This window comes from Euzebya tangerina, from assembly GCF_003074135.1.
In the GTDB taxonomy this organism is placed as follows: Bacteria; Actinomycetota; Nitriliruptoria; order Euzebyales; family Euzebyaceae; genus Euzebya; species Euzebya tangerina.
Genome location: NZ_PPDK01000001.1, coordinates 3,284,856 through 3,306,284 on the forward strand (window position 1 = coordinate 3,284,856; position 21,429 = coordinate 3,306,284).

Sequence of the window (21,429 nt, forward strand, 5' to 3'; positions counted from 1 at the left end):
CGAAGGGTCGGCACCAACCATTCGGAGCCCCCATGTCTGACAGTCCGCTCTCTATCCACCACCTCCGCCGGGGCAGTGGCCCGCCCCTCCTCCTGGTGCACGGCCTCGGCTCGTCGATCGAGTCGTGGTCACCCATCATGGACGGCCTCGCCGCCCACCGGACGGTCATCGCGCCGGACCTGCCGGGTCACGGCCGGACCCCGGCGCTGTCGGAGGAGACGGTAGCGGCGACCGCGGACGTGCTGGAGGGATGGATGCGCGAGCAGGGGCTCGAGGACGTCGACATGGCCGGCTCGTCGATGGGCGCCCGGTTGGTGCTCGAGATGGCCAGGCGTGGACTCGGCCGCGATGTCGTGGCGCTGGACCCCGGTGGCTTCTGGACCGACGTGCAGGCCAAGGTATTCCACAGCACGCTGTTCGCGTCGGTCAAGCTGGTCCGGGCCATCCGCGGCGCGCTGCCCATCCTGCTCGGCAACCCGGTGACCCGTACCGCGCTGCTGGGTCAGTTCTCCGCCGCCCCGTGGCGCCTGGACGCCGACTACGCCCTTTCGGAGATGCGCGGGATCGCCGACACCGAGTCGTTCTTCCCCCTGCTCGACGATCTCGCCCACGGACCCCGGCAGCAGGGCATGCCACGTGGCGCAGCCCGTGGGCGCCAGACCCTCGTCTGGGGTCGCCGGGACCTGGTCACCCCCGGCAGCCAGTCAGACACGGCGACCGATCGCTTCCCCGATGCTGACCTGGTGTGGATCGACGGGTGCGGACACTTCCCGCACTGGGACCAACCCGAAACGACCCTCGACCTCCTCCTCTCACGAACCGGGTCGGACGAGCCGGCCGCCTGACCAAGTGGCTGAGGTGGTAGCCGTCTTGGAGCCGCTCACGCAGCGGCTGGCCGAGTTGCTGGGCAACTGATGCGCTCATCGGCCACGTTCGGCGAACGTGCGGCAGCCAATCCCGGTGACGATCTCAGCATCACCTGTCGGAGCCCCCAGACGGGTGCGGACGCAGGAATACGAACCTTTCGTGAGACAACCGGCTGCACCCGCGTCTCAGGGTGAATGCGAAAGCGCTGCTCAGCGACCTACTCGCTTCGAAGATTCAGCGAGACCCGACAACGCCATCGAGATCGACCGTCAGCCCTCGGTCCCCGAGCGCGGTGGCGGTTGCTGGAGACCGGGTCAGACGATCCAGATGCCGCGCAAGTTGGGCCACCGCCGGGGTGCGCAGCCGAGGCCAGGCCAGCGACAGGCCCTCGGACGCGGCTTCACGGTCGCCGCTCACGCAGCACAGACCGGCCACGATGACGAGCAGATCGCCGGCCACCTCCCGCGACAGACCGAGTGGTGAGCGCTCGGCCCACCGGACCGCCTGGTTCAGGTGCTCCCATGCCTGCGTCAGGTTGCCGGCCGTCGCCTCCTCGAGCGCGGCAGCGCCGCTGATGAGGTAGCGCCACAGCGGCCACTGCGGGTCCTCCGAGAGATCCGTCGGTTGGTCGCTGCTCGGCGGCTCGCCCACCACCCATCGCAGGATGTCCTGTTGGGACCGCGCATAGGGATGGCCCGGTGTGGGGTGTGCCGCCCAGGCGCGCAGCCCGACATCGGGCGGTGCCGCGATAGTGACGGCGTTGCACCGTTGGTCGTGCAACAAGGCGATGACGCCGACCGCACTGGAGGGAACCACGGTCAGTCCCTCGTCGACCAGAGGCGGGACCTCCCCGGGTCTGGACACGACCAGCCCTTGCGCGGCGTAGGCGCAGGCCACGGCTCGGGTGACCGGATCGACAGCGATGGCCCGCGCGGCAGCGGCAAAGCGGTGACCGGCGCCGTAGTCGGCCAGCACGCAGGCGTTCATGCCCGAGGCGGTCAGGTACAGGGCGCGCTCGGCGTGGTCGTCCAGGCGGTCGGAGACGTCATCGCGCCCGAGGTAGCGGCGGTTGGGATCCAGGAAGGCACCCTGCCGGAGGACGGTGGGGATGCGGCCCGCCATGCGACCGACGTCGGCCAACCGGCCACAGGCCACCAGGTGGTCCAGGGCGGCGATCAGGTCCTCACGCGTCGACTGGTCCCCGAGGCTGACGCCCCACCACGGCATGTCGGTCATCGCGGTCCCGGCGCCGACGACGCGCCGTAGGTGGTGGTCGGCGTGCCGGTCGCGCAAGCGCTGCACGTCGTCGTCGCAGCGGCGCCGCGCATACGCAGCCACCGTCTCCAACAGCCGGTAGCGACCGATTCCATCCACCTCGCCGTCGCGGAGCACCAGCGACTTGCGGACGAGGGAGGCCAGGCTCTGCACCACCTCGGACTCATCCACATCGGCCACATCCGCCAACGCCACCGCCGTGAAGCCGCCGACGAACGCGCCACAGGCCAGCAGCAGTGCTGCATCCGACCCCTCGAGCAGTTCGAAGCTCCAGTCGAGCGTGGCGAGGAGGGTCTGCTGGCGGGCCACGCTGCGGCGCTGACCGGCCAGCAGCCAGAAGCGCCGGTCCAGGTTGTCCGCGACCTGGGCGAGGGGCATGTGATCAACTCGCGAGGCGGCCAACTCGAGGGCCAGCGGCAGCCCATCCAGGCGTGCACAGATCCGGCCGACCAGCCGGGCGGTGTCGGGGTCGTCTCGCACGGTGACGCCGATTGCTGCCAGTCGGGCGACGAACAGCTGCTGCGCGGCCTCCTCCTCCAGGGGGGCGACGCGGACCAGGTGCTCCCCCGGCACCTGCAGAGGCTCACGGCTGGTCGCCAGGACGCGGAGGCCGGGACAGCGCGCCAGGAGCCGGTCGACCAGGTCGGCCGCCAGGTCGAGCACGTGCTCGCAGTTGTCGACCAGGAGGACCAGCGGCTCGGCCTGGATCCGGGCGATCAGGCCGTCGGGGCCGTCGACCGCTGCCGTCGGTGGAAGGCCCAGCGCGCGGTAGGTCTCGGCCATGACCGTCCGTCCACTGCGAGCCTGCTGCAGCTCCACGAAGGCCCACGGCTGCGCCTGGTGGTGCGTGTGCGCCACCTCCAGGGCCACGCAGGTCTTGCCCACCCCGCCGGGGCCGACCAGCGTCACCACGGCGGCATCGTCCAGCCTTCTGGCGGCCTCATCCACCGTGGCGCTCGCCCTGACCAGCCGGGTGCGGCGCGCGGGCAGCGGCAGGGGGTGCAGCGCGGCTGCGTCCCGGGCCACACCCTCCTGCGGCGGTGGCTCCCCGCGCAGGATCCGGTCGTGCGCCGCGATTATCGCACCGCCCGGGTCCAGACCGGATGACTCGGCCAGCAACTCGCGGTACCGATGGAATGCCCGTGAGGCATCGGCGAGGCGACCGAGGGTGTGGAGCGTCTGGATCAAGAGCAGGTGGGCTGACTCCCGCAGCTCGTGAGCGCGCGCGAACCACTCGACCTCTGGAAGGGCCTCCGCCGCGTGCCCCGCATGGACGAGCGCCTGCAGACGCAACTCCTCGACGGCGCTGCCGAGCTCCGCCAGTCGGGCCGCCTCGGCAGACGCCCACACCAGATCGGCAACTTCAGGGATCGGCGTGCCCCGCAGCAGCGGCCGGATCCGCTCGACCTGCCGCAGTGCAGCGACGGGATCGGTCCGCATGAGCCGGACAGCGTCCTGATGAGCGGCGGCCACCGCCTCGGCGTCCAACTCGTGGCCGCTGAGGTCCAGGCGGTAGTGCGACGGCCCCCCAGTGAGGATCCGAGCGGTCCCACCGACCTGCTCGGGCTCGAGGAGACCCCGCAGGCGGCTGACGCTGGTCCGCAGTGCCTTGATCGGATGCCGGGGCGGAGCGTCGTGCCACACCCGGTCCACCAGACCGTCGGCGCTCAGCGTCTCACCGCGACCCACGATCAGGGCGAGCAGCAGGCGGCGAAGGTTGCCGGGCGGCGGCGTGCGGTCCTCGCCCTGTCCGTCGAGCACCTGCAGGGGCCCCATGACGGCGATGCGCAACTGGCTGCTCACCCTGAGACTCTACTGCCGGGGACGGGCACGACGACAGCGTTTCGTGGCCGTGAAACGGATGAGAAACGTCACCGGACACGGTGGTCTCACACCCATTCCACCGTGAACGGAGTCACGATGACCACCCTCTCCCCTGCCGAGCCCGACCTCGCGGTCCTGGCCGCACTCGCCGACGCCGTCCTCGACGACGTCAAGGGCCACCAGGCCGGGTTCCTGGCCGCACTCGGCGATCACCTGGGCCTGTTCAGCGGCCTTGCTGCCCACGGGCCGGTTGGCAGCGTCGAGCTCTCAGCTGCCCTCCACATGGACGAGCGTTACGTCCGGGAGTGGCTGCACGGCATGACCACGGCCGGGTATGTGAGCGTCGACGCTGCCGGCGACACGTTCTCCCTGACGCCAGAGCAGGCACTGGTGTTCGCCACCGACGACAGCCCCGCGGCGATGGGCGCGATGTTCCACGGGATGCCCGGTATGTGGAACGGCTTCGACGCACTCCTGGAGGCGTTCCGCGCCGGCGGCGGCATCGGGTTGGACCAGGTCCACGAGCACTGGTGGACCTCCATGGAGCGCTTCACCGGCGGCGGCTTCGACCGCGGACTGCTGGACGTTTGGATCCCGGCCGCCGACGGCATCCACGAGGCGCTGCAGGCCGGGGCACACGTGGCCGACGTCGGCTGCGGTCGAGGCAAGGCCCTGATCACGCTGCTGCAGGCCTACCCAGCTGCAACCGCCGTCGGCTATGACCTGTCCTCCTCGCAGGTCGCTGTCGCTCGTCGGCGCGCCTCGGCCTCTGGCGTGGCGGACCGGGTCCGCTTCGTCGTGGCCGATGCCGCCGACGGGTTGGGCGAGCGCTTCGATCTCGTCACGGCATTCGACGTGCTGCACGACCTGGCCGCGGTCGACCGGACCCTGGAGGCCGTGCACACCGCACTCCGCCCCGGAGGCTCACTGCTGGCTCTGGACTTCCGGTCCGCTGCGACGCTCGGGGAACGGGTCGGACGCGAGGCCACGATGCTGTACGGCTGGAGTGTCGCCTACTGCCTCACGACCTCGCTGGCGCAGCAGGGCGATGCCCTGGGGACCTGCGGTCTCCCGGAGCCCGAGATGATCGCCCGACTCGCCCGCGCGGGCTTCGGCGCTGCACGCGCGCTGGACGTCGAGGACCCCTTCCAGGTCCTGTACCAGGCTCGGGCCTGACCCCGGACGGCCACCTGCCGCCCACCGGCAGCTTCGACGACGGCGAGAAGATCGGCGGGTGGGCCACCAACGGACATGCGACACTGGGTGGGTGTTCCCGGCTGGGGCGAAGGCCCACCTCCATGATCATCTGCGTTGGGTGCGCGAGGTGTTGGTCTGGAAGCTCGACGGGCTGTCTGAGTACGACGTCCGACGGCCCCTGACACGCACGGGCACCAATTTGCTGGGACTGGTCAAGCACACAGCCGTCTGGGACTCGCGCTACTTCGGCGAAGTATTCGACCGACCCTTTCCGGGGCCCATGCCCCGCTGGGACGACGAGATGGCAGCGGGCACCGACATGTGGGCAACAGAGCACGAGTCGCGCGAGGAGATCGTCGATCTGTACCGCAGGGTCTGGAGCCATGCGGACGCGACGATCGAGGCCCTGCCCCTCGGGACCTCCGGCTTCGTACCGTGGTGGCAGGCGGAAGTGTCGCTCTTCAACGTGATGCTCCACTGCTTGGCGGAGACGAATCGTCACGCCGGGCACGCAGACATCCTGCGGGAACGTCTGGATGGGGCCGTCGGCGTTGAGCCAGGCACGCCGCGGGGGTTCGGGCGGGACGCGGCGTTCTGGCGGGCACGGCGGCAAGAAGTCGACCGGTCGGCACGAGCTGCAGATCGCCGAGCATCCGACTGACCGATCGTGGCGGCCCTGGCCCGATGATGGGTGTGTGAGTTCTGACAGTTGCCAGCCGGCGATGTCACAGGCGGATGCGAAACTGGGCGGATGAAGCGTTCACTCGACGGTGTGCAGGATCTTGGCGGCGGAGGGGTAGCGAGGACGTCCTCCGGATCATCGCCAGCGGGCGAGGTGCGGGCGGCGGAGGTGGCCGATGAGTTGGTGCAGCTGGCGTCGGACCTCTTCGGCGGCGAGAAGCGGTTCCTGGACCTGGTGGCGGAGTTCGATGCGCTCGGTGGGTGGGCGGATGGCCGGACGCGCTCGTGTGCCCACTGGCTGAACTGGCGGCTGGGTATTGCGATGCCGGCAGCGCGAGAGCGGGTTCGCGTCGCACGGCGACTGCACGAGCTGCCGCTGCTCGCTCGGGTGTTCGGAGAGGGTCGGGTGTCCTACTCCAAGGTGAGGGCGGTCACCCGAGTCGCCACTGCCCAGACCGAGGAGACGTTGGTCAGCTTCGCACTCGCCGCCACGGCGGCCCAGTTGGAACGGATCTGTCGAGTGTGGCGGACCGTCCAGTCTCAGTCCCCGGCCTCGGCGGCTGACGCCGCTCGCCAGCGCCGCGATGTGCGACTCACGACCGACGACACGGGAGATCTGGTCTTGACGGCGCGGCTGCCCGTCGCGGGTGGGGCCGTCCTCGCTCAGGCGATCGCGGCCGCCGCAGAGCGACTGTTCCGCGACCAGGGTCCGGCCGAGGATGTCGGTCAGCGACGTGCGGATGCCCTGGTGGCCGTCTGCGAGTCGTTCCTGGCCTCGGGGCCGACTGACTCCTCGTCAGCGGATCACTGGCAGCTGACGGTTGATGTTGACGTCGACGTGCTCCAAGCCGCCCGTGACGGCCAGGCCACTGACCACGTCCACACAAGCCACCAGCCCACGTCAGATCCGAGCCTGACGGATTCCAGCCCCACCGGTCCACGCCGTATCGGTCCACGCCCTATTGGTAGAGGCTCTGTTGGTCCACGCTCGAAAGGTCCACGCTCGAAAGGTCCACGCTCGAAAAGTCCACCGTCGGGTCCGGAGATCGGTGCCACAGTCGAGCGGTTTCCCAGTGCTCGGGTCCGAACGTCCGGGGCGACTGATCAGGCACGTCTGCCCGGACCGGTGCTCCGACAGATCGCCTGCGACGTAACCCTGCAGTACCGGGTTCTCGGAGCCGGGCAGCCGGTCGGCATTGGTCGTCGCCACCGACAGATCCCCGGCTGGCTCCGTCGACTGCTGTACCGCCGCGACGACGGCTGCCAGTTCCCCGGCTGCCCCAACCAGCTGTGGACCGACGCACACCACATCATCCACTGGGCCGACGACGGTCCCACCGACCTCGACAACCTCATCCGGCTGTGCCGCGGCCACCACAGCACCGTGCACGCCCAGAACCTGGGCATCGGGCAGTCCCGGACCGACCGCACCTGGACGTTCACGACGCCAGACGGAACCACCATTTGTCCGGTGCCCCCACTGCAACGGGCTGGCAACCACCTTCCCCCAGCCAGCGGTCAGGTCGCTCCCGCCAGCGGCGACCCCGCCCGCATGGCCCTCATCATCGATGCGCTGGTCGACGTCCAGCAGAGCGCAGCACCACTCGGCGGCCACCGAGACGTTTCCGCGGAAACGTCCGAGACGAGCGACGGGTCAGGCCTCACATCATGGTCGCCGCCACCAGCGCGGCGACTTCCTGACGGGTGTCGTCCGCTCGCCACGCCACCGCCATGCGAGCAGGGCTGAGACCGTCAACCGGCTTGAACACGACGTCCGGGCGCGGCGAGAGCTCCGCCTGCCCCTCTGCCACCAGAGCGATTCCGAGCCCGTTGGCGACCGCCTCGAATGCCGCAGCCGCCGATGCTGCCTCGGTCCCGATCCGGGCCGGTTGGGTCCTGACGTCGTCTGCCAGCCAGAAGGCGCGCAGTCGTCCGGCCGAGGGTGGCAGGGCCACGAACAGCTCCGCCGCGATGTCTGCGAACACCACCCGGTCTTGATCCGCCGCCGGGTGACCGGTCGGCAGGGCCACCCACCGCTCCTCGGTCACGACCACCTCGTGGTCAAGACCCTCCTCGGGCAGTGGCAACCAGGCGAAGGTGACGTCGACGCTACCGTCTCGCAGACCGGCGGAGTCATCCTCCCACGGCACCTGGACCAAGTCGATCCGCAGGTCGGGATGGGACTCGCGCAGCCGTCGGGTCATGGCCGGCAGCAACCCGCGGCCCACCGGTGTCTGCAGGCCGACGCGCAGTGTTCCCGAGACGGTGGCCGAGATCGCTCGGGCGTCCGCCACAGCGCGGTCGTACACCTCGAGGATCTCTCGGGCTCCGGCGACCAGTGTGTGGGCCGCGTCGGTGAGGGCCACTCCCCTCCCCTGCTGCTCCAGCAGCGGCACACCCACCTCCCGTTCCAGCCGTCGCAGCGTCCGGGACACCGCGGGCTGTGAGACGTACAGGACCTCCTCCGCCGCAGCGGTGATCGACCCGGCATCGGCCACCGCCACCAAGGCGCGCAGCGCGCGGAGGTGGACGTCGCTCATCCCACCGCCACCCAGACCGGACGACTCATAACACAAGCGTATGAGTCCAGGCCTTGGACGTCTGCAGCGTCAACCCCCACGGTGAGATCACACACAACACACCGCACCAAGGAGACCGTGATGACCACCGAACAAACCAGCAACCAGCCCACCCGCCGCCTGGGACGCAACGGCCCCACCGTCGCCCCGATCGGCTTCGGCGCCATGGTCCTGATCGACGGCATGTATGGGCCGGTCGATGCCGACGCCGCGGTCCAGCAGGTCCAGCTGGCCGCCGACCTCGGAGCCATGATCGACACCGCAGACGCGTACGCCGACAACGAGGACGTCATCGGCCGCGCTCTGGCCGACCGGTCCGATTCCTTCGTCGCCACCAAGTTCGGCTACACCACCCCAGACGACCCGAACGCCACGCGTCTGGAGCACAACTGGGCTCATGAGCTGTTCGCCAACGGTCGGCCTGACCGTGTCCGCGAGGCCGCAGAGACCTCACTTCGCCGGCTGGGGCGCGATGTCCTCGACCTCTGGTACCTCCACATCCCCGATCCGGCCGTCCCGATCAGCGAAACCGTCGGCGCGATGGCCGACCTGGTGGATGCCGGTCTCGTCCGCCACCTCGGCGTCTCCAACGTCACCCCGGACCAGTTGGTCGAGGCGGCCGCCGCGGGCCCCGTCGCTGTCCTGCAGACCGAGTGGTCCTTGTGGGCCCGCGACGCCGAGGCCGACCTGATCCCCACCGCCCGCCAGCTGGGCATCGGGATCGTCCCGTGGTCACCGCTGGGAGCCGGCTTCCTGGCCGGAGACGTCTCCGCAGAGACAGCAGGCGCGGACTTCCGGGCCAACAACCCGCGATTCTCCGATGAGAGTCTGACTGCCAACCGCGACCGCTTCGCTCCACTCCGGGCCATCGCAGATCGCGAGGGGCTGCACCCGGCTCAGCTCGCCCTGGCCTGGCTGGTCGCGCAGGGTGAGGACGTGGTGCCTATTCCTGGGACCCGGAGCCCTGACCACCTGCGATCCAACCTGCAGGCTGGCAAGGTCCAACTGTCACCGGACACGGTCGCCGAGATCAACCAGGCCGCCGCTCCCGGGACGGCCCTCGGGGCCACGCTCCTCGGCTAGAAGTACCATTTCAAACCATGACCGTGATGCCTGCGGTGTTCCTCAGCCACGGCGCTCCTCCCCTGGTCGACGACGTCACCTGGACGACCGAGTTGCGGCGCCTGGCTGAGGATCTGCCACGTCCGCGGCAGATCCTGGTCGTCTCCGCCCACTGGGAGGCGGCGCCACTGATGCTGGGTGCCACGCGGACGGTCCCACTCACCTACGACTTCGGTGGGTTCCCCCAACGCTTCTACGAGGTGACCTATCCGGCACCCGGTGCCCCGGATCTTGCCAGGGACGTCGAGGCAATGATGGCCGACACGACCACCGTGCACCGGACGGACCGGGGACTGGACCACGGCGCCTACGTCCCGCTGACGGTCATGTACCCGGATGCCGACATCCCCGTGCTGCAGATGTCACTGCCCACCCTGGAGCCTGACGGACTGCTGGACATCGGCCGCCGACTGGCACCGCTCCGCGAGAACGGGACCCTGATCGTCGGCTCCGGGTTCATGACCCACGGGCTGCCCCACCTGTCGCGCCAGCACTGGGCCGATCCGGCAGCCCCGGCGCCTGGCTGGTCCACGGAGTTCGACCTGTGGGCCGAGGAACGGCTGGAAGACGGGGACATCGACGGCTTGGCTGCCTTCCGGGACCGTGCCCCCGGCATGCCCTACGCCCACCCGACGATCGAGCACTTCTCACCGATGTTCGTCAGCCTTGGCACGGCCGCCGCTCCGGACACCGCCCCCGAGCAGCCGATCGACGGCTACTGGATGGGCCTGGCCAAGCGGTCGTTCGTCGTCACCTGAGCCGGGAACACCTCGATGATCCGTCGCAGGGCCTGGGCCGCACGGCCCAGGTCGTCCAGCAGCACGAACTCGTCGGGGCCATGCGCCTGTGCGGCTGAGCCGGGGCCGCAGACCACACCGGGGATGCCGCCGACCTGGTCCAACAGGCCCAGGTCGCAGCCGTACGGCACGCCCACGACAGCCGCGTCCGGTCGGGCGGCCCTCGCCGCGGCCACGATCGCGTGGTCCGGCGCGGTGTCCCCGCCGACCCACTGCGCACCGATCCACTCCACATCGGGCGGGTGGTCCACCAGCCACGGATCCGCCGCTGCGGCCTCCGCCACCGCGCGCTCCAGCGCCGCCCGAGCGTCGGCCAGCGGCTCGTCAGGCGGGGTGCCGAAGCGTCCCTCCAGCCGCGCCCACGCCGCCTCGTCGCAGCGATAGTCGCCCCCCTCGATGCGGCCGATGCAGATGGGGAAGGGCACGCCGGACGCCACATCAGGCTGCAATGGATGCCTGAGGGCACGAGCCCGCTGAGCCTCCAATTCCCGGAGGGCCTGGTGGACCACGAAGGCCTTCTCGATGGCGGAGACCCCGAGATGGCGCACGCTCCCGTGCGCGGTGCGGCCGGGCACGTGGATGGCGAAGCAGAGCGCTCCTGCGCTGGCCGGGGCGATGTCCAGCCCCGTCGGCTCGATCACCACGGCCGCGTCGGCCGTGACCTCGCCGGCGACGAGCCCGGCCAGCGTGCCCCCGCCGCCGTCCTCCTCCCCCACCACCGGTGTCAGCAGGACCCGGCCCGCGAAGTCCGGGGCCGCAGCCAGGTCAGCCATGACGTGCATCGCAGCCGCCAGCCCGCCGAGTGTGTCAGCGGCCCCACGTCCGACGAGACGGTCCTCCAGCAGTACCGGGGCGAACGGATCAGTGAACCAGTGGCCGGCGTCGGCGGGGACCACGTCGACATGGGCGTTCAGCAGCAGCGTCGGGCCCTCCCTGGCACCGCGGACCTCGGCGATGACGACGGGGACCTCCGACCGGTCGATCTCCGCGGAGTAGTACGGATGCGCCTCCAGGGAGGCTGCCGGGACCTGCTGGCGGCTGACGACCACGTCGTGGGAGGCCAGCCACTCGCAGACCAGGTCCAGCGCCGCCTCCTCCTGCCCGCCGAGTGGTCGGCAGCGCATCAGGCCTGCCGCGGTGCTGGCGATACGCCCGCCGAGGGCCATGACGTCGGTGCCGCTACCGACACGAGCACTCACACGAGGGCCAGTGCCGCATCGAGGTCGGCGATCAGGTCGTCGGCATCCTCGACGCCGACCGAGTAGCGGATCAGGCCCTCGGGGATTCCCGCTGTTGCCCGTTCAGCCTCGGTGAGCTCGACGTGGCTGGTGGTGGCGGGCGGGCCCGCAATGGTCTCGACCTGCCCCAGGTTGGCGGCGAGATAGGCGTAGCGGAGGTTGGCACAGACCGTCTCGACCGCGGCCATGCCACCGACGACCGAGAAGCTCAGGACGCCTCCGAAGCCGTCCATCTGGGCCGCGGCCACCGCATGGCCGGGGTGCGCCGGAAGTCCGGGATAGCGGACCTCCTCAACAGCGGGGTGCGTGGACAGGTGTTGGGCGATCTCCAGCGCGGTGGTGTTCTGCTGCCGCACCCGCAGCGCCAGTGTCTTGAGCGACCTTAGGAACAGGGCGGCCACCTGGGGATCCATACCGGTGCCGATGATCTCCCGCAGACCGTAGATCCGCTGGACCAACGCCGTCGAGCCACAGGCAAGGCCGCCGAGCACGTCGCCGTGCCCACCCAGGAACTTCGACGCCGAGTGCAGGACGACGTCCGCGCCGAGCTCGAGCGGCCTGGTGTTGACCGGCGTGGCGAAGGTGTTGTCGACCACCGTGAGTGCGTCCTGGGCACGGGCAGCGGCCGCCAAGCGACGCAGGTCCAAGACCTTCAGGGTCGGGTTGGTCGGGGTCTCCAGGTAGAGCAGCTCGCAGCCGTCCTCGACGGCCAGCTCCACCGCTCGATCGGTCGTCGGCACGATCCGACACTCCACACCCCACGACGGCAGGATCTGGTCGAACAGCAGGTAGGTTCCGCCGTAGCAGTCGGCCGTGGCGATCACCCGCTGGCCCGGTCGCAGCAGCGCCAGCAGCGTCGTGCTGATCGCGGCCATGCCGGTGCCGAAGCTGGTTGCGGCGTCGGCACCTTCCAACGCAGCCACCTTCCGCTCGAGGCGGTCAGTGGTCGGGTTGGAGTTGCGGGCGTAGATGTGGCCGGGGCGCTCTCCCACCGCAGCGGCCCGCCAGGTCGGCACGTCGGGATAGGCGAAGGCGCTGTTGGCGATGATCGGTGCGGTGACGCTGCCCGTCGCCTGGTCGACCTCCTCGGTCGCGTGGACTGATCGGGTCGAGGCGCCGGGGGTGGGGCCGTCGTCGTGGGACACGGCCCGCACACTACCGGTCCCGGGCGTGAGGCCGGGCGGGCGACCGAACGCCGAGTTAACGGGATCTTCACGGCCCTCCCTCCCACCTTCATGGCATGCACACGGAGGAGGACCGGGCAGCCAGCAACTCTTTCGCCATGACCGATCTTGCGTTCCTCCTGCTCGCGGCCGTGCTCTTCGGCCTCAGCCTGGCCTATGTCCGCTTCCTCGACCGACTGGTGCACCACCCCGACAGCGAGGCGGAGAAGCAGTGAGCGCGGAGGAGATCATCGGGCTGCTCGCCGGCGTGGCCCTGCTCGCGTACCTGATCTATGCGCTGCTGCGCGCGGAGGAAATCTGATGTCGCCGGCTGGATGGGGCGCCCTCCTTGCCTTTGCCTCGGTCGTCATCGCCTCCGCGGTGCCGCTGGGTCGCTACCTCGCACGGGTCTACGGAGACGGCCCGGCACCAGGTGACCGACTGTTCGGCGGGTTCGAGCGTGGTGTCTACCGGCTGGTCGGGGTCAACCCGGCCGCAGAGCAGCGCTGGACCGGCTATGCCACAAGCTTCCTGGCCTTCAGCGTGGTCTCGTTTCTCGCCCTCTACCTGCTGCTGCGCCTCCAGGCGGTTCTGCCCGGCAACCCGACCGGCGTGGGCGCGGTCGACCCTGGGCTTGCCTTCAACACGGCGATGAGCTTTACCTCCAACACCAACTGGCAGAACTACTCCGGTGAGTCGACGCTGTCCCACCTCACCCAGATGCTCGGTCTGACCACCCAGAACTTCGTGTCGGCAGCGGCCGGCATCGCCGTGCTCGTCGCCTTCGTCCGCGGCCTCGCCCGCCAGCGCACCGACCGGATCGGCAACTTCTGGGTGGACCTGGTCCGCACCGTCACCCGTGTCCTCCTGCCGCTGTCGATCGTCGTCGCGGTGGTCCTCGTGACCCAGGGTGTGGTGCAGAACCTGGCGGGCTTCACCGAGGTGGTCACCGTCGAAGGCGGCAGCCAGCAGATCGCCGGCGGGCCCGTCGCGTCCCAGGTGGCGATCAAGCAACTCGGCACGAACGGTGGTGGCTTCTTCGGTACCAACTCCTCGGTCCCGCTCGAGAACTCGACCTGGGTGTCCAATGCCGTCCAGTCCTGGGCGATCGTCGTGATCCCGTTCGCGCTCTGCATCACCTTCGGGGCCATGGTCGGCCGCCCACGTCAAGGCGCCCTTGTCCTCGCGGTGATGGTCCTGCTGTGGGGTGCATCCACGGCGGGGATCATGGCCGCCGAGGCCTCCGGCAACCCGCGACTGACCGACCTCGGGGTCGACCAGTCCATCAGCAGCGCACTGGCTGGCGGCAACATGGAGGGGAAGGAGATGCGGTTCGGGCCGGAGCTGTCCGGCCTGTGGGCCGGCTCGACCACCGGCACGTCGAACGGCTCGGTCAACTCGCTGCACACCTCCTACACCGCGCTGGGTGGTGGCCTGGCCACGCTCAACATGCTGCTCGGGGAGGTCTCCCCCGGCGGCGTCGGCGTCGGACTTGCCGGGATGCTCGTGATGGCGATCCTGGCCGTGTTCATCGCCGGGCTGATGGTCGGCCGGACCCCGGAGTTCCTCGGCAAGACCATCGGGATCGCCGAGATGAAGATCGTCACGCTGTACGTCCTGGCCGTGCCGGCCACCATCCTGGTCCTGACGGCTGCCAGCCTCGCCATCCCCGACGCCGTCGCGGCCTCGGCCAACACGCCCGGCCCGCACGGGCTCACCGAGATCCTGTACGGCATCGCCTCACCGGCCAACAACAACGGCTCGGCGTTCACGGGTCTCAGCTCGAACACGACCTGGTACAACACGGTTCAGGGCGTCGCGTTCGTGGTTGGGCGCTGGCTGCTCATGATCCCGGTGCTCGCGCTGGCCGGGTCGCTGGCCATCAAGCAGCGGGTGCCCACGACGTCCGGCACGTTTCCGACTGACGGCCCGACGTTCGGCGTCCTGCTGATTGCAGTCCTCGCGATCGTCACTGGCCTGACCTACTTCCCCGCCCTCTCACTCGGCCCGGTCGTCGAGTTCCTCCAGTAGGAGCCCTGCCCCATGTCCCCCAACACCATGTCCCCCCACACTGCGCCCAACTCGACCTCGATGTTCGATCGTGCCCTCCTGGCCCGAGCCGCAGTGGATGCGCTCCGCAAGTTCGACCCCCGCACACTTATCGCCAACCCGGTCATGTTCGTGGTGGAGATCGGCTCCGTCCTGGTCACGCTGATCCTGATCCGCGACCTCCTCACCGGTGGGGAGGATCTGATGTTCACGTCGCTGGTGAGCGTCTGGTTGTGGACGACTGTCTGGTTCGCCAACGTGGCCGAGGCCTTGGCCGAGGGGCGAGGCAAGGCCCAGGCTGCCTCTCTCCGCGCCACGCGGTCAGAGACCATGGCCCACCGTCGGCGCGAGGACGGCACCGTGGAGGAGGTTCCCTCGACTCGGCTTCGCGTCGGCGACCTCGTCGTCGTCTCCGCGGGTGACGTGATCCCTGGCGACGGCGACGTGGTCGAGGGCATCGCCAGCGTCGACGAGTCAGCCATCACGGGTGAGTCCGCCCCGGTCATCCGCGAGTCGGGAGGCGACCGCTCAGCGGTCACCGGCGGCACGCGAGTCCTCAGCGACACGATCGTGGTCTCGATCACCGCCGAGCCTGGCTCGACGTTCCTGGACCGCATGATCGCACTGGTCGAGGGCGCCGAGCGGCAGAAGACACCCAACGAGATCGCGCTGTCCATCCTGCTGTCCGGCTTGACGATCATCTTCCTGCTGGTCGTGCTCACCCTCCAGCCCTTCGCGACCTACTCCGGCGCTCCCCAGACCGTCACGGTCCTCGTGGCGCTGCTGGTCACGCTGATCCCCACCACGATCGGCGGGCTGCTGAGCGCTGTCGGCATCGCCGGCATGGACCGCCTGGTCCAGCGCAACGTGCTCGCGACATCCGGGCGGGCGGTCGAGGCCGCCGGGGACGTCACGACGCTGCTGCTCGACAAGACCGGCACGATCACCTACGGCAATCGACGGGCGGACGAGTTCATCCCCATGCCCGGCGTGGAGGAGGCGGAGGTCGCCCGCGTCGCCCGCCTATCGAGCCTGGCGGACGAGACCCCGGAGGGCCGCTCCATCGTCGAACTGGCCGAGTCCCGGCATGGGTTCACCGAGACGGCACCAGCGGACGCCGTGCTGATCCCCTTCACGGCACAGACCCGGATGAGCGGCATCGATACCAACGGGACCCAGATCCGCAAGGGTGCGGGGGATGCCGTCCGTCGTTGGGTGGTCGAGTACCACGGCGATCTCCCCGATGGCCTGGACGACGCGCTCGGCCGCATCGCCGAATCCGGTGGCACGCCCCTGGCCCTGGCCCGTCGGGAGAACGGCTCGACCACCGTCCTCGGCGTCGTCCACCTCAAGGACATCGTCAAGGGCGGGATGCGCCAGCGCTTCGCCGAACTCTGGGAGATGGGCATCCGGACCATCATGATCACCGGCGACAACCCCAAGACTGCAGCGGCGATCGCAGCCGAGGCGGGCGTCGACGACCACCTGAGCGAGGCCACGCCAGAGGACAAGCTGGCGCTCATCGCCCAGGAGCAGGCCGGCGGGAACCTCGTCGCCATGACCGGGGACGGGACCAATGACGCCCCCGCGCTGGCCCAGGCCGATGTCGGCGTGGCCATGAACACGGGGACCCAGGCGTCCAAGGAGGCCGGGAACATGGTGGATCTGGACTCCGACCCCACGAAGCTGATCGAGGTCGTCCGCATCGGCAAGGAGTTGCTGATGACGAGAGGGGCCCTGACCACCTTCTCCATCGCAAACGACGTGGCGAAGTACTTCGCCATCATCCCCGCCATGTTCGTGGTGGCCTACCCGGAACTGGAGGCGCTCAACATCATGCGCCTGGCCTCCCCGGAGTCGGCCATCCTGTCGGCCGTCGTCTTCAACGCGCTGGTCATCATCGCCCTCATCCCGCTCGCGCTCCGCGGTGTGGCGTTCCGTCCGGCCTCGGCCGCGGCGGTCCTGCGACGGAACCTGCTGCTCTACGGCCTCGGCGGCCTGCTCGCGCCGTTCGTCGGCATCAAGCTCATCGACCTGCTCATCACGACCACCGGGATCCTGTGACGATATGCGCCCCCAACTCCTGCCCGCCCTCCGCGCCCTGCTGCTGCTCTCACTGCTGACCGGACTGCTGTACCCCCTGGCGATCACGGGCATCGCCCAGGCCGGCCTCGAGGGCGCCGCCGACGGGTCGCTCGTCACCGACGCCGACGGACAACTCGTCGGGGCCATCTGGGTCGGCCAGGCCTTCACCCGACCGGAGTACTTCACCTCCCGGCCCTCAGCCGTGGACCACGACGGGGCCACCACCGGCGGGTCCAGCCTCGGACCGACCAACGAGGACCTGTTGGCCGACATCCGACAGCGCGTCATCGAGTATCGCCAAGCCAACGATCTCGCGGACGACCAGGCTGTCCCGGTCGATGCCGTGACCGCCTCGGGCTCCGGGTGGGACCCCCACATCTCCCCCGCCAACGCTCGACTGCAGGCCCCACGTGTCGCGGACGTGCGAGGCGAGGATCTGGCGACGATCCTGGCGGTCGTGGAGGAGCACACCGAACGTCCGCCGGCGATCGCTGGGGAAGAGGTCGTCAACGTCCTGGCCTTGAACCTGGCCTTGGACGCCCAGGCCTGATGCGCCCGATCCCATGAGCCGCGGGCGTCTGCGGGTGTACCTGGGGGCCGCTCCCGGCGTCGGCAAGACCGTGGAGATGCTCGAGGAGGGTCACCGGCTGCAACGCACCGGCACCGACGTCGTCATCGGCGTGGTCGAGACCCACGGACGGTCGTTCACCGCCGACGTCGCCGAGGGGCTCGAGGCGATCCCCCTGCAGGAGCGGACCCACCGGGGCACCACGTTCCCGGAACTTGACCTGGCGGCGGTCCTGGACCGTCGGCCAGAGGTGGCCCTGATCGACGAGCTGGCGCACACCAACGTGCCCGGGTCGGCGAACCACAAGCGACATCAGGATGTCGAGGTGCTGCTCGAGGCCGGCATCGATGTGCTGACCACACTGAATGTGCAGCACCTGGAGAGCGTCAACGACGTCGTCCAGGCGATCACCGGTGTTCGACAGCTCGAGACTGTTCCGGACGCCGTGGTCCGCGCCGCGGAGGAGATCGAGCTGGTCGACCTCACCCCCGAGGTCCTCCGCCAGCGACTGGCAGCAGGGTCGGTCTACCCCGCCGAACGGATTGACGCAGCGCTGGGCAACTTCTTCCGCGCCGGGAACCTCGGTGCCCTGCGGGAGATCGCGCTGATGTGGCTCGCGGACCGCGTCGAGGAGGCCGTGGACCGATACCGGGAGCTGCACGGGATCGGCGGCACCTGGGAGACCCGCGAGCGGGTCGTCGTGGCACTGACCGGCGCCGGCGGCGGCGACGTTCTGATCCGCCGCGCCGCTCGGATGGCGGCCCGCGGGCGCGGCGATCTCGTCGGCATCCACGTCAGGACACCCCAGACCCCGGCGAGCAACCCGGCCGCGCTCGACCAGCACCGCGAGCTGCTACAGGCTCTTGGGGGCCAGCTGATCGAGGTAGTGGCCGACGACGTCGCCGACGGGCTCCTCAGCTACGCGCGTGCCGAAGGGGCCACGCAGATCGTCCTCGGTGCGACTCGACGATCACGCTGGGCCGAGTTGGTGAGCGGGTCGGTGATCACCACCGTCCTGCGGGGCTCGGGTCGACAGATCGACGTCCACGTCATCTCGACTGGTCCGGACGATGAGCCCGAGCGGCTGCCACCGCTCCCCCGCTGGTCGGTCATCGGGTCACGCCGGCGCCTGGCCGGACTGGTGTTGAGCCTCGTCGGGCTGCCCCTCATCACCTACGTGTTCGCACCCGAAGCCGGACCGCTCGGCCTGGATGCGGCCGGGACGCCCGTGGCAGAGGACGCGCTGACCACGCCGCTGCTGCTGTACGTCGCGCTGATCGCCGTGGTGGCCGCCGTCGGGGGGATCTGGCCTGCGCTGGTGGCGGCGGCCGGTGGGTTCGTGTACGGCAATGCGGTCTTCACCGAACCGCGCGGCTCCCTGGAGGTCCGAGAGGTCGACGAGGTCGTCGCACTGGTCGTCTTCCTGCTCATCGGCCTGCTGACCTCGGCGCTGGCCGACCTCGTTCGACGCCGAGCCGACACTGCGGCCCGGGCACGGGCCGAGGTGACGATCCTGACCCGTCTGGCCGCCTCGATGCCAACCGTCCCGGACCCGCTGGACCACGTCGTCGCCGAGATCGCACGGACCTTCGACCTTCCCGGCGTCGCCGTCGTGGAGCAGCGAGACGAGGGCTGGACGGTCCTCAGTGCGAGCGGGGCGGCCCCGAGGGAGCCCGCCGCCGCGGACGATGTCCTGCGGGTCGATGAGACCAGACGGCTGCTCCTCGCCGGCAGCGGCGAACTCGAGTCCGGCCGTCGGCTGCTGGCCGCACTTGCCGGTCAGCTCGCCAGCGCGGTGACCCAGGCCTCGCTGAATCGGACCCGCTCGGAACTCGCGGACGTGGCCGCATCCAATGACCTCCGAGTCGCGCTCCTCTCGGCTGTCTCCCACGACCTGCGCACTCCGCTGTCGGGCGTGATCGCCGCAGCGACGAGCTTGCTGGCCACGGACGTCGAGTTGTCCCGTGACCACGCGCGGACGTTCGCGGAGGGGATCCTGACCGACGCGGAGCGCTTGAACCGGCTCATCACCAACTTGCTCGACATGTCGCGCCTCGAGGCGGGCAACACGCGAGCACGGTGCGTCGAGACCGACATCGCGGAGGTCCTCGCCCGCGCCGTCGAACCCTTCACCGCCCAACAGGTCACCCTGTACGTGGGCCCCGATCTGCCGCTGGTGTTCACCGATCCGGCCCTGTGCGAACGGGTGCTGGCCAACATCGTGGAGAACGCCGTCACCGTATCCTCCGCAACGATGGTGGACGTTCACGCAGAGGCGTTCGCCGGCCAGGTGGCCGTGCGGATCGTGGATCGAGGTCCCGGTATCCCTGATGAGGCCGTCGATACCATCTTCCGACCGTTCCAGCGGCTGGGGGATGCCCCGGCCGGGAAGGGCATCGGGTTGGGCTTGGCGATCGCCAAGGGGTTCGCGGATGCCATCGGCGCCTCGTTGGCCGTGGACCCGACGCCGGGCGGTGGGACCACGATGACCCTCTCCCTCCCACAGGTCGACACATGACCGTCAGCGGACCCACCGTCCTCGTCGTCGATGACGACGACCAACTCCGACGGGCTCTCGACATCAACCTCCGGATCCGGGAGTACGAGGTGCTGCTCGCATCCGACGGCGCGGAGGCACTGCGACTGCTGGCCTCCCATCGTCCGGACCTGGTCATCCTCGACCTCGGTCTGCCGGGGATGGACGGCGTAGAGGTCATCGCCGGCGCCCGTGGCTGGAGTTCGGTCCCGATCATGGTCCTCAGCGCCCGCGATCAGGAGGTCGACAAGGTCGCCGCGCTCGATGCCGGCGCTGACGACTACCTCACCAAGCCGTTCGGCATGGACGAGGCCCTGGCACGGGTGCGGGCGTTGCTCCGACGCCGCTGGCATGGCGAGGACGACCCGGTCGTCACGACCAGCTGCGTCGTGATCGACCTTGCGAGACACGAGGTCAGCGCCACACCTGAGGGACAACCGATCCACCTCACACCCACCGAGTGGACGATCCTGGAGATCCTGGCACGCAACGCCGGCCGACTCGTCACCCGCGACGCCCTCGTCGGCGAGTTGTGGGGCGGCAGCCAGGCGATCGACCCGTCGGCGATCCGCGTGCACCTGTCCAACCTGCGGCGAAAGCTCGAGCAGGATCCCACTCGTCCGTGCTGCCTCCGGACGGAGCAGGGCATGGGCTACCGACTGCAGGCGGGCTGATCCGCCACGCGCCTACCGGTCCCGCAGGGTCACCGGTTCCGCAGGTCGGTCACGGACCCGGTGGGAAGACTGGCGTCGCCGAGTACGGACCACACCCCGCGGGCGGCCTGCTCCGGGGAGACCAGCGCACCGTCGGCGTGGAGCTGGCGGAACTTGTCGACCCGGGGGAACTGCTCCGCGTCCATGCGGCGGATCTCGGCCTGCATGGGGGTGTCGACCACCCCGGGTGAGACGGCGAGCACTCGAGCGCCGTCGGCCCCGCGTCGCTGCTGCTCAGCCCCGACCGTGCGGACCCAGTGATCGACGGCCGCTTTGGCCGCGCAGTAGTGCGACCAGCCCTCGTAGACCGATGTGGCCGCCCCGCTGGTGATCATCACGATCTGCGCTGGCAGGCCCGCGTCGGCGGCCGCCGCCAGGAACCCCGTGCCGAGGATCGGCGGCGCTGCGGCGTCCAGGAGGACGGCCGTGCGGTACGCCGCCAGGTCCGTCGAGCCGGCCGGGCCGATGGGTGTGATCGTCCCGGCGTTGTGGATCAGCAGGACCGTCGGATCATCGGTGGTGTCGGCCAGGCTCCCAATGACGTCGGCGAAGTCTGTCTGGGCCCGATCCCAGCCATCGGGTGTGGCCAGGTCCACTGGCACGTGGGTGGTGCCACTGGTCCCGCCGCTGCGGGACAGATCACGGATCCCGGTGACGGCGTCAGGTGCGGTTGCAACCAGAGCGGCTCCGAGTCCGGACGACGCGCCGCTGATCCATGCCTGTGTGATCTCCATG

17 protein-coding genes are annotated in these 21,429 nt (G+C 69.9%); 12 read left to right on the forward strand and 5 right to left on the reverse strand.

Annotation, left to right across the window (positions count from 1 at the left end; translation table 11 throughout):
• Positions 1 to 32: 32 nt before the first annotated feature.
• The gene (locus tag C1746_RS15170) at positions 33 to 845 is read left to right on the forward strand and encodes an alpha/beta fold hydrolase (protein WP_116715361.1); all 813 of its coding nucleotides are present in this window, start codon (positions 33 to 35) and stop codon (positions 843 to 845) included.
• A gap of 256 nt (positions 846 to 1,101) precedes the next feature.
• Here C1746_RS15170 and C1746_RS22130 read toward each other — a convergent pair whose 3' ends face one another.
• Complete coding sequence (locus C1746_RS22130) at positions 1,102 to 3,945, reverse strand: AfsR/SARP family transcriptional regulator (RefSeq protein WP_162867795.1); 2,844 nt, start codon at positions 3,943 to 3,945, stop codon at positions 1,102 to 1,104.
• A 117-nt stretch (positions 3,946 to 4,062) separates the two neighbouring features.
• Between C1746_RS22130 and C1746_RS22135 the strand changes: the two genes are divergently transcribed.
• From C1746_RS22135 to C1746_RS15200, 3 genes are all read left to right on the forward strand, one after another.
• The gene (locus tag C1746_RS22135; RefSeq protein ID WP_162867796.1) at positions 4,063 to 5,142 is read left to right on the forward strand and encodes an SAM-dependent methyltransferase; all 1,080 of its coding nucleotides are present in this window, start codon (positions 4,063 to 4,065) and stop codon (positions 5,140 to 5,142) included.
• A gap of 91 nt (positions 5,143 to 5,233) precedes the next feature.
• The gene (locus C1746_RS15195) at positions 5,234 to 5,824 is read left to right on the forward strand and encodes a DinB family protein (protein ID WP_116715365.1); all 591 of its coding nucleotides are present in this window, start codon (positions 5,234 to 5,236) and stop codon (positions 5,822 to 5,824) included.
• 90 nt (positions 5,825 to 5,914) lie between these two features.
• Positions 5,915 to 7,591, forward strand: a complete 1,677-nt coding sequence (locus tag C1746_RS15200) for an HNH endonuclease signature motif containing protein (protein ID WP_116715366.1) — start codon at positions 5,915 to 5,917, stop codon at positions 7,589 to 7,591.
• Here C1746_RS15200 and C1746_RS15205 read toward each other — a convergent pair.
• Entirely contained in the window at positions 7,506 to 8,384 is an 879-nt protein-coding gene (locus tag C1746_RS15205) for a LysR family transcriptional regulator (protein WP_116715367.1), read from the reverse strand. The two genes, C1746_RS15200 and C1746_RS15205, sit on opposite strands and share 86 nt — an antisense overlap.
• A gap of 120 nt (positions 8,385 to 8,504) precedes the next feature.
• Here C1746_RS15205 and C1746_RS15210 point away from each other — a divergent pair, with 120 nt between their 5' ends.
• Positions 8,505 to 9,506 carry an aldo/keto reductase gene (locus C1746_RS15210; protein WP_116715368.1) on the forward strand — a complete coding sequence of 334 codons (1,002 nt, stop codon included), beginning with the start codon at positions 8,505 to 8,507 and terminating at the stop codon, positions 9,504 to 9,506.
• A 26-nt stretch (positions 9,507 to 9,532) separates the two neighbouring features.
• Complete coding sequence (locus C1746_RS15215; protein ID WP_116715755.1) at positions 9,533 to 10,303, forward strand: dioxygenase family protein; 771 nt, start codon at positions 9,533 to 9,535, stop codon at positions 10,301 to 10,303.
• Here C1746_RS15215 and C1746_RS15220 read toward each other — a convergent pair.
• Positions 10,261 to 11,541 (reverse strand): M20/M25/M40 family metallo-hydrolase, encoded by a 1,281-nt coding sequence (locus tag C1746_RS15220; protein ID WP_116715369.1) that lies wholly within the window; start codon positions 11,539 to 11,541, stop codon positions 10,261 to 10,263. The two genes, C1746_RS15215 and C1746_RS15220, sit on opposite strands and share 43 nt — an antisense overlap.
• Positions 11,538 to 12,725, reverse strand: a complete 1,188-nt coding sequence (locus C1746_RS15225) for an aminotransferase class I/II-fold pyridoxal phosphate-dependent enzyme (RefSeq protein WP_116715756.1) — start codon at positions 12,723 to 12,725, stop codon at positions 11,538 to 11,540. The genes C1746_RS15220 and C1746_RS15225 overlap by 4 nt, the downstream gene beginning before the upstream one ends.
• Before the next feature lie 250 nt (positions 12,726 to 12,975).
• Here C1746_RS15225 and kdpF point away from each other — a divergent pair, with 250 nt between their 5' ends.
• From kdpF to C1746_RS15255, 6 genes are read left to right on the forward strand one after another with little or no spacing between them, the layout of a single operon-like run.
• Positions 12,976 to 13,065 carry a K(+)-transporting ATPase subunit F gene (kdpF, locus tag C1746_RS22140; protein WP_162867798.1) on the forward strand — a complete coding sequence of 30 codons (90 nt, stop codon included), beginning with the start codon at positions 12,976 to 12,978 and terminating at the stop codon, positions 13,063 to 13,065.
• Positions 13,065 to 14,774: a potassium-transporting ATPase subunit KdpA gene (gene kdpA, locus C1746_RS15235; RefSeq protein ID WP_116715370.1), complete on the forward strand. Its 1,710-nt coding sequence runs from the start codon at positions 13,065 to 13,067 to the stop codon at positions 14,772 to 14,774. The genes kdpF and kdpA overlap by 1 nt, the downstream gene beginning before the upstream one ends.
• 12 nt (positions 14,775 to 14,786) lie before the next feature.
• Positions 14,787 to 16,856 carry a potassium-transporting ATPase subunit KdpB gene (gene kdpB / locus C1746_RS15240; protein ID WP_116715371.1) on the forward strand — a complete coding sequence of 690 codons (2,070 nt, stop codon included), beginning with the start codon at positions 14,787 to 14,789 and terminating at the stop codon, positions 16,854 to 16,856.
• A 4-nt stretch (positions 16,857 to 16,860) separates the two neighbouring features.
• Positions 16,861 to 17,427: a potassium-transporting ATPase subunit KdpC gene (gene kdpC, locus C1746_RS15245; RefSeq protein WP_116715372.1), complete on the forward strand. Its 567-nt coding sequence runs from the start codon at positions 16,861 to 16,863 to the stop codon at positions 17,425 to 17,427.
• 13 nt (positions 17,428 to 17,440) lie between these two features.
• Entirely contained in the window at positions 17,441 to 19,963 is a 2,523-nt protein-coding gene (locus C1746_RS15250; RefSeq protein WP_116715373.1) for an ATP-binding protein, read from the forward strand.
• Entirely contained in the window at positions 19,960 to 20,655 is a 696-nt protein-coding gene (locus C1746_RS15255; protein WP_116715374.1) for a response regulator transcription factor, read from the forward strand. The genes C1746_RS15250 and C1746_RS15255 overlap by 4 nt, the downstream gene beginning before the upstream one ends.
• 29 nt (positions 20,656 to 20,684) lie before the next feature.
• Here the strand turns inward: C1746_RS15255 and C1746_RS15260 are convergent, their stop codons facing one another.
• Complete coding sequence (locus C1746_RS15260; protein ID WP_162867799.1) at positions 20,685 to 21,428, reverse strand: SDR family oxidoreductase; 744 nt, start codon at positions 21,426 to 21,428, stop codon at positions 20,685 to 20,687.
• Position 21,429: the final 1 nt, after the last annotated feature.

Bases quoted from the DNA above. Each gene is read 5' to 3' on its own strand.
- C1746_RS15215 (WP_116715755.1), top strand. From the start codon at position 9,533: ATGCCTGCGGTGTTCCTCAGCCACGGCGCTCCTCCCCTGGTCGACGAC.
- C1746_RS15260 (WP_162867799.1), bottom strand. From the start codon at position 21,428: ATGGAGATCACACAGGCATGGATCAGCGGCGCGTCGTCCGGACTCGGA.
- C1746_RS15170 (WP_116715361.1), top strand. From the start codon at position 33: ATGTCTGACAGTCCGCTCTCTATCCACCACCTCCGCCGGGGCAGTGGC.
- kdpA (WP_116715370.1), top strand. From the start codon at position 13,065: ATGTCGCCGGCTGGATGGGGCGCCCTCCTTGCCTTTGCCTCGGTCGTC.
- kdpC (WP_116715372.1), top strand. From the start codon at position 16,861: ATGCGCCCCCAACTCCTGCCCGCCCTCCGCGCCCTGCTGCTGCTCTCA.
- C1746_RS15200 (WP_116715366.1), top strand. From the start codon at position 5,915: ATGAAGCGTTCACTCGACGGTGTGCAGGATCTTGGCGGCGGAGGGGTA.
- C1746_RS22135 (WP_162867796.1), top strand. From the start codon at position 4,063: ATGACCACCCTCTCCCCTGCCGAGCCCGACCTCGCGGTCCTGGCCGCA.
- C1746_RS15210 (WP_116715368.1), top strand. From the start codon at position 8,505: ATGACCACCGAACAAACCAGCAACCAGCCCACCCGCCGCCTGGGACGC.
- kdpB (WP_116715371.1), top strand. From the start codon at position 14,787: ATGTCCCCCAACACCATGTCCCCCCACACTGCGCCCAACTCGACCTCG.
- C1746_RS15255 (WP_116715374.1), top strand. From the start codon at position 19,960: ATGACCGTCAGCGGACCCACCGTCCTCGTCGTCGATGACGACGACCAA.
- C1746_RS15205 (WP_116715367.1), bottom strand. From the start codon at position 8,384: ATGAGCGACGTCCACCTCCGCGCGCTGCGCGCCTTGGTGGCGGTGGCC.
- C1746_RS15250 (WP_116715373.1), top strand. From the start codon at position 17,441: ATGAGCCGCGGGCGTCTGCGGGTGTACCTGGGGGCCGCTCCCGGCGTC.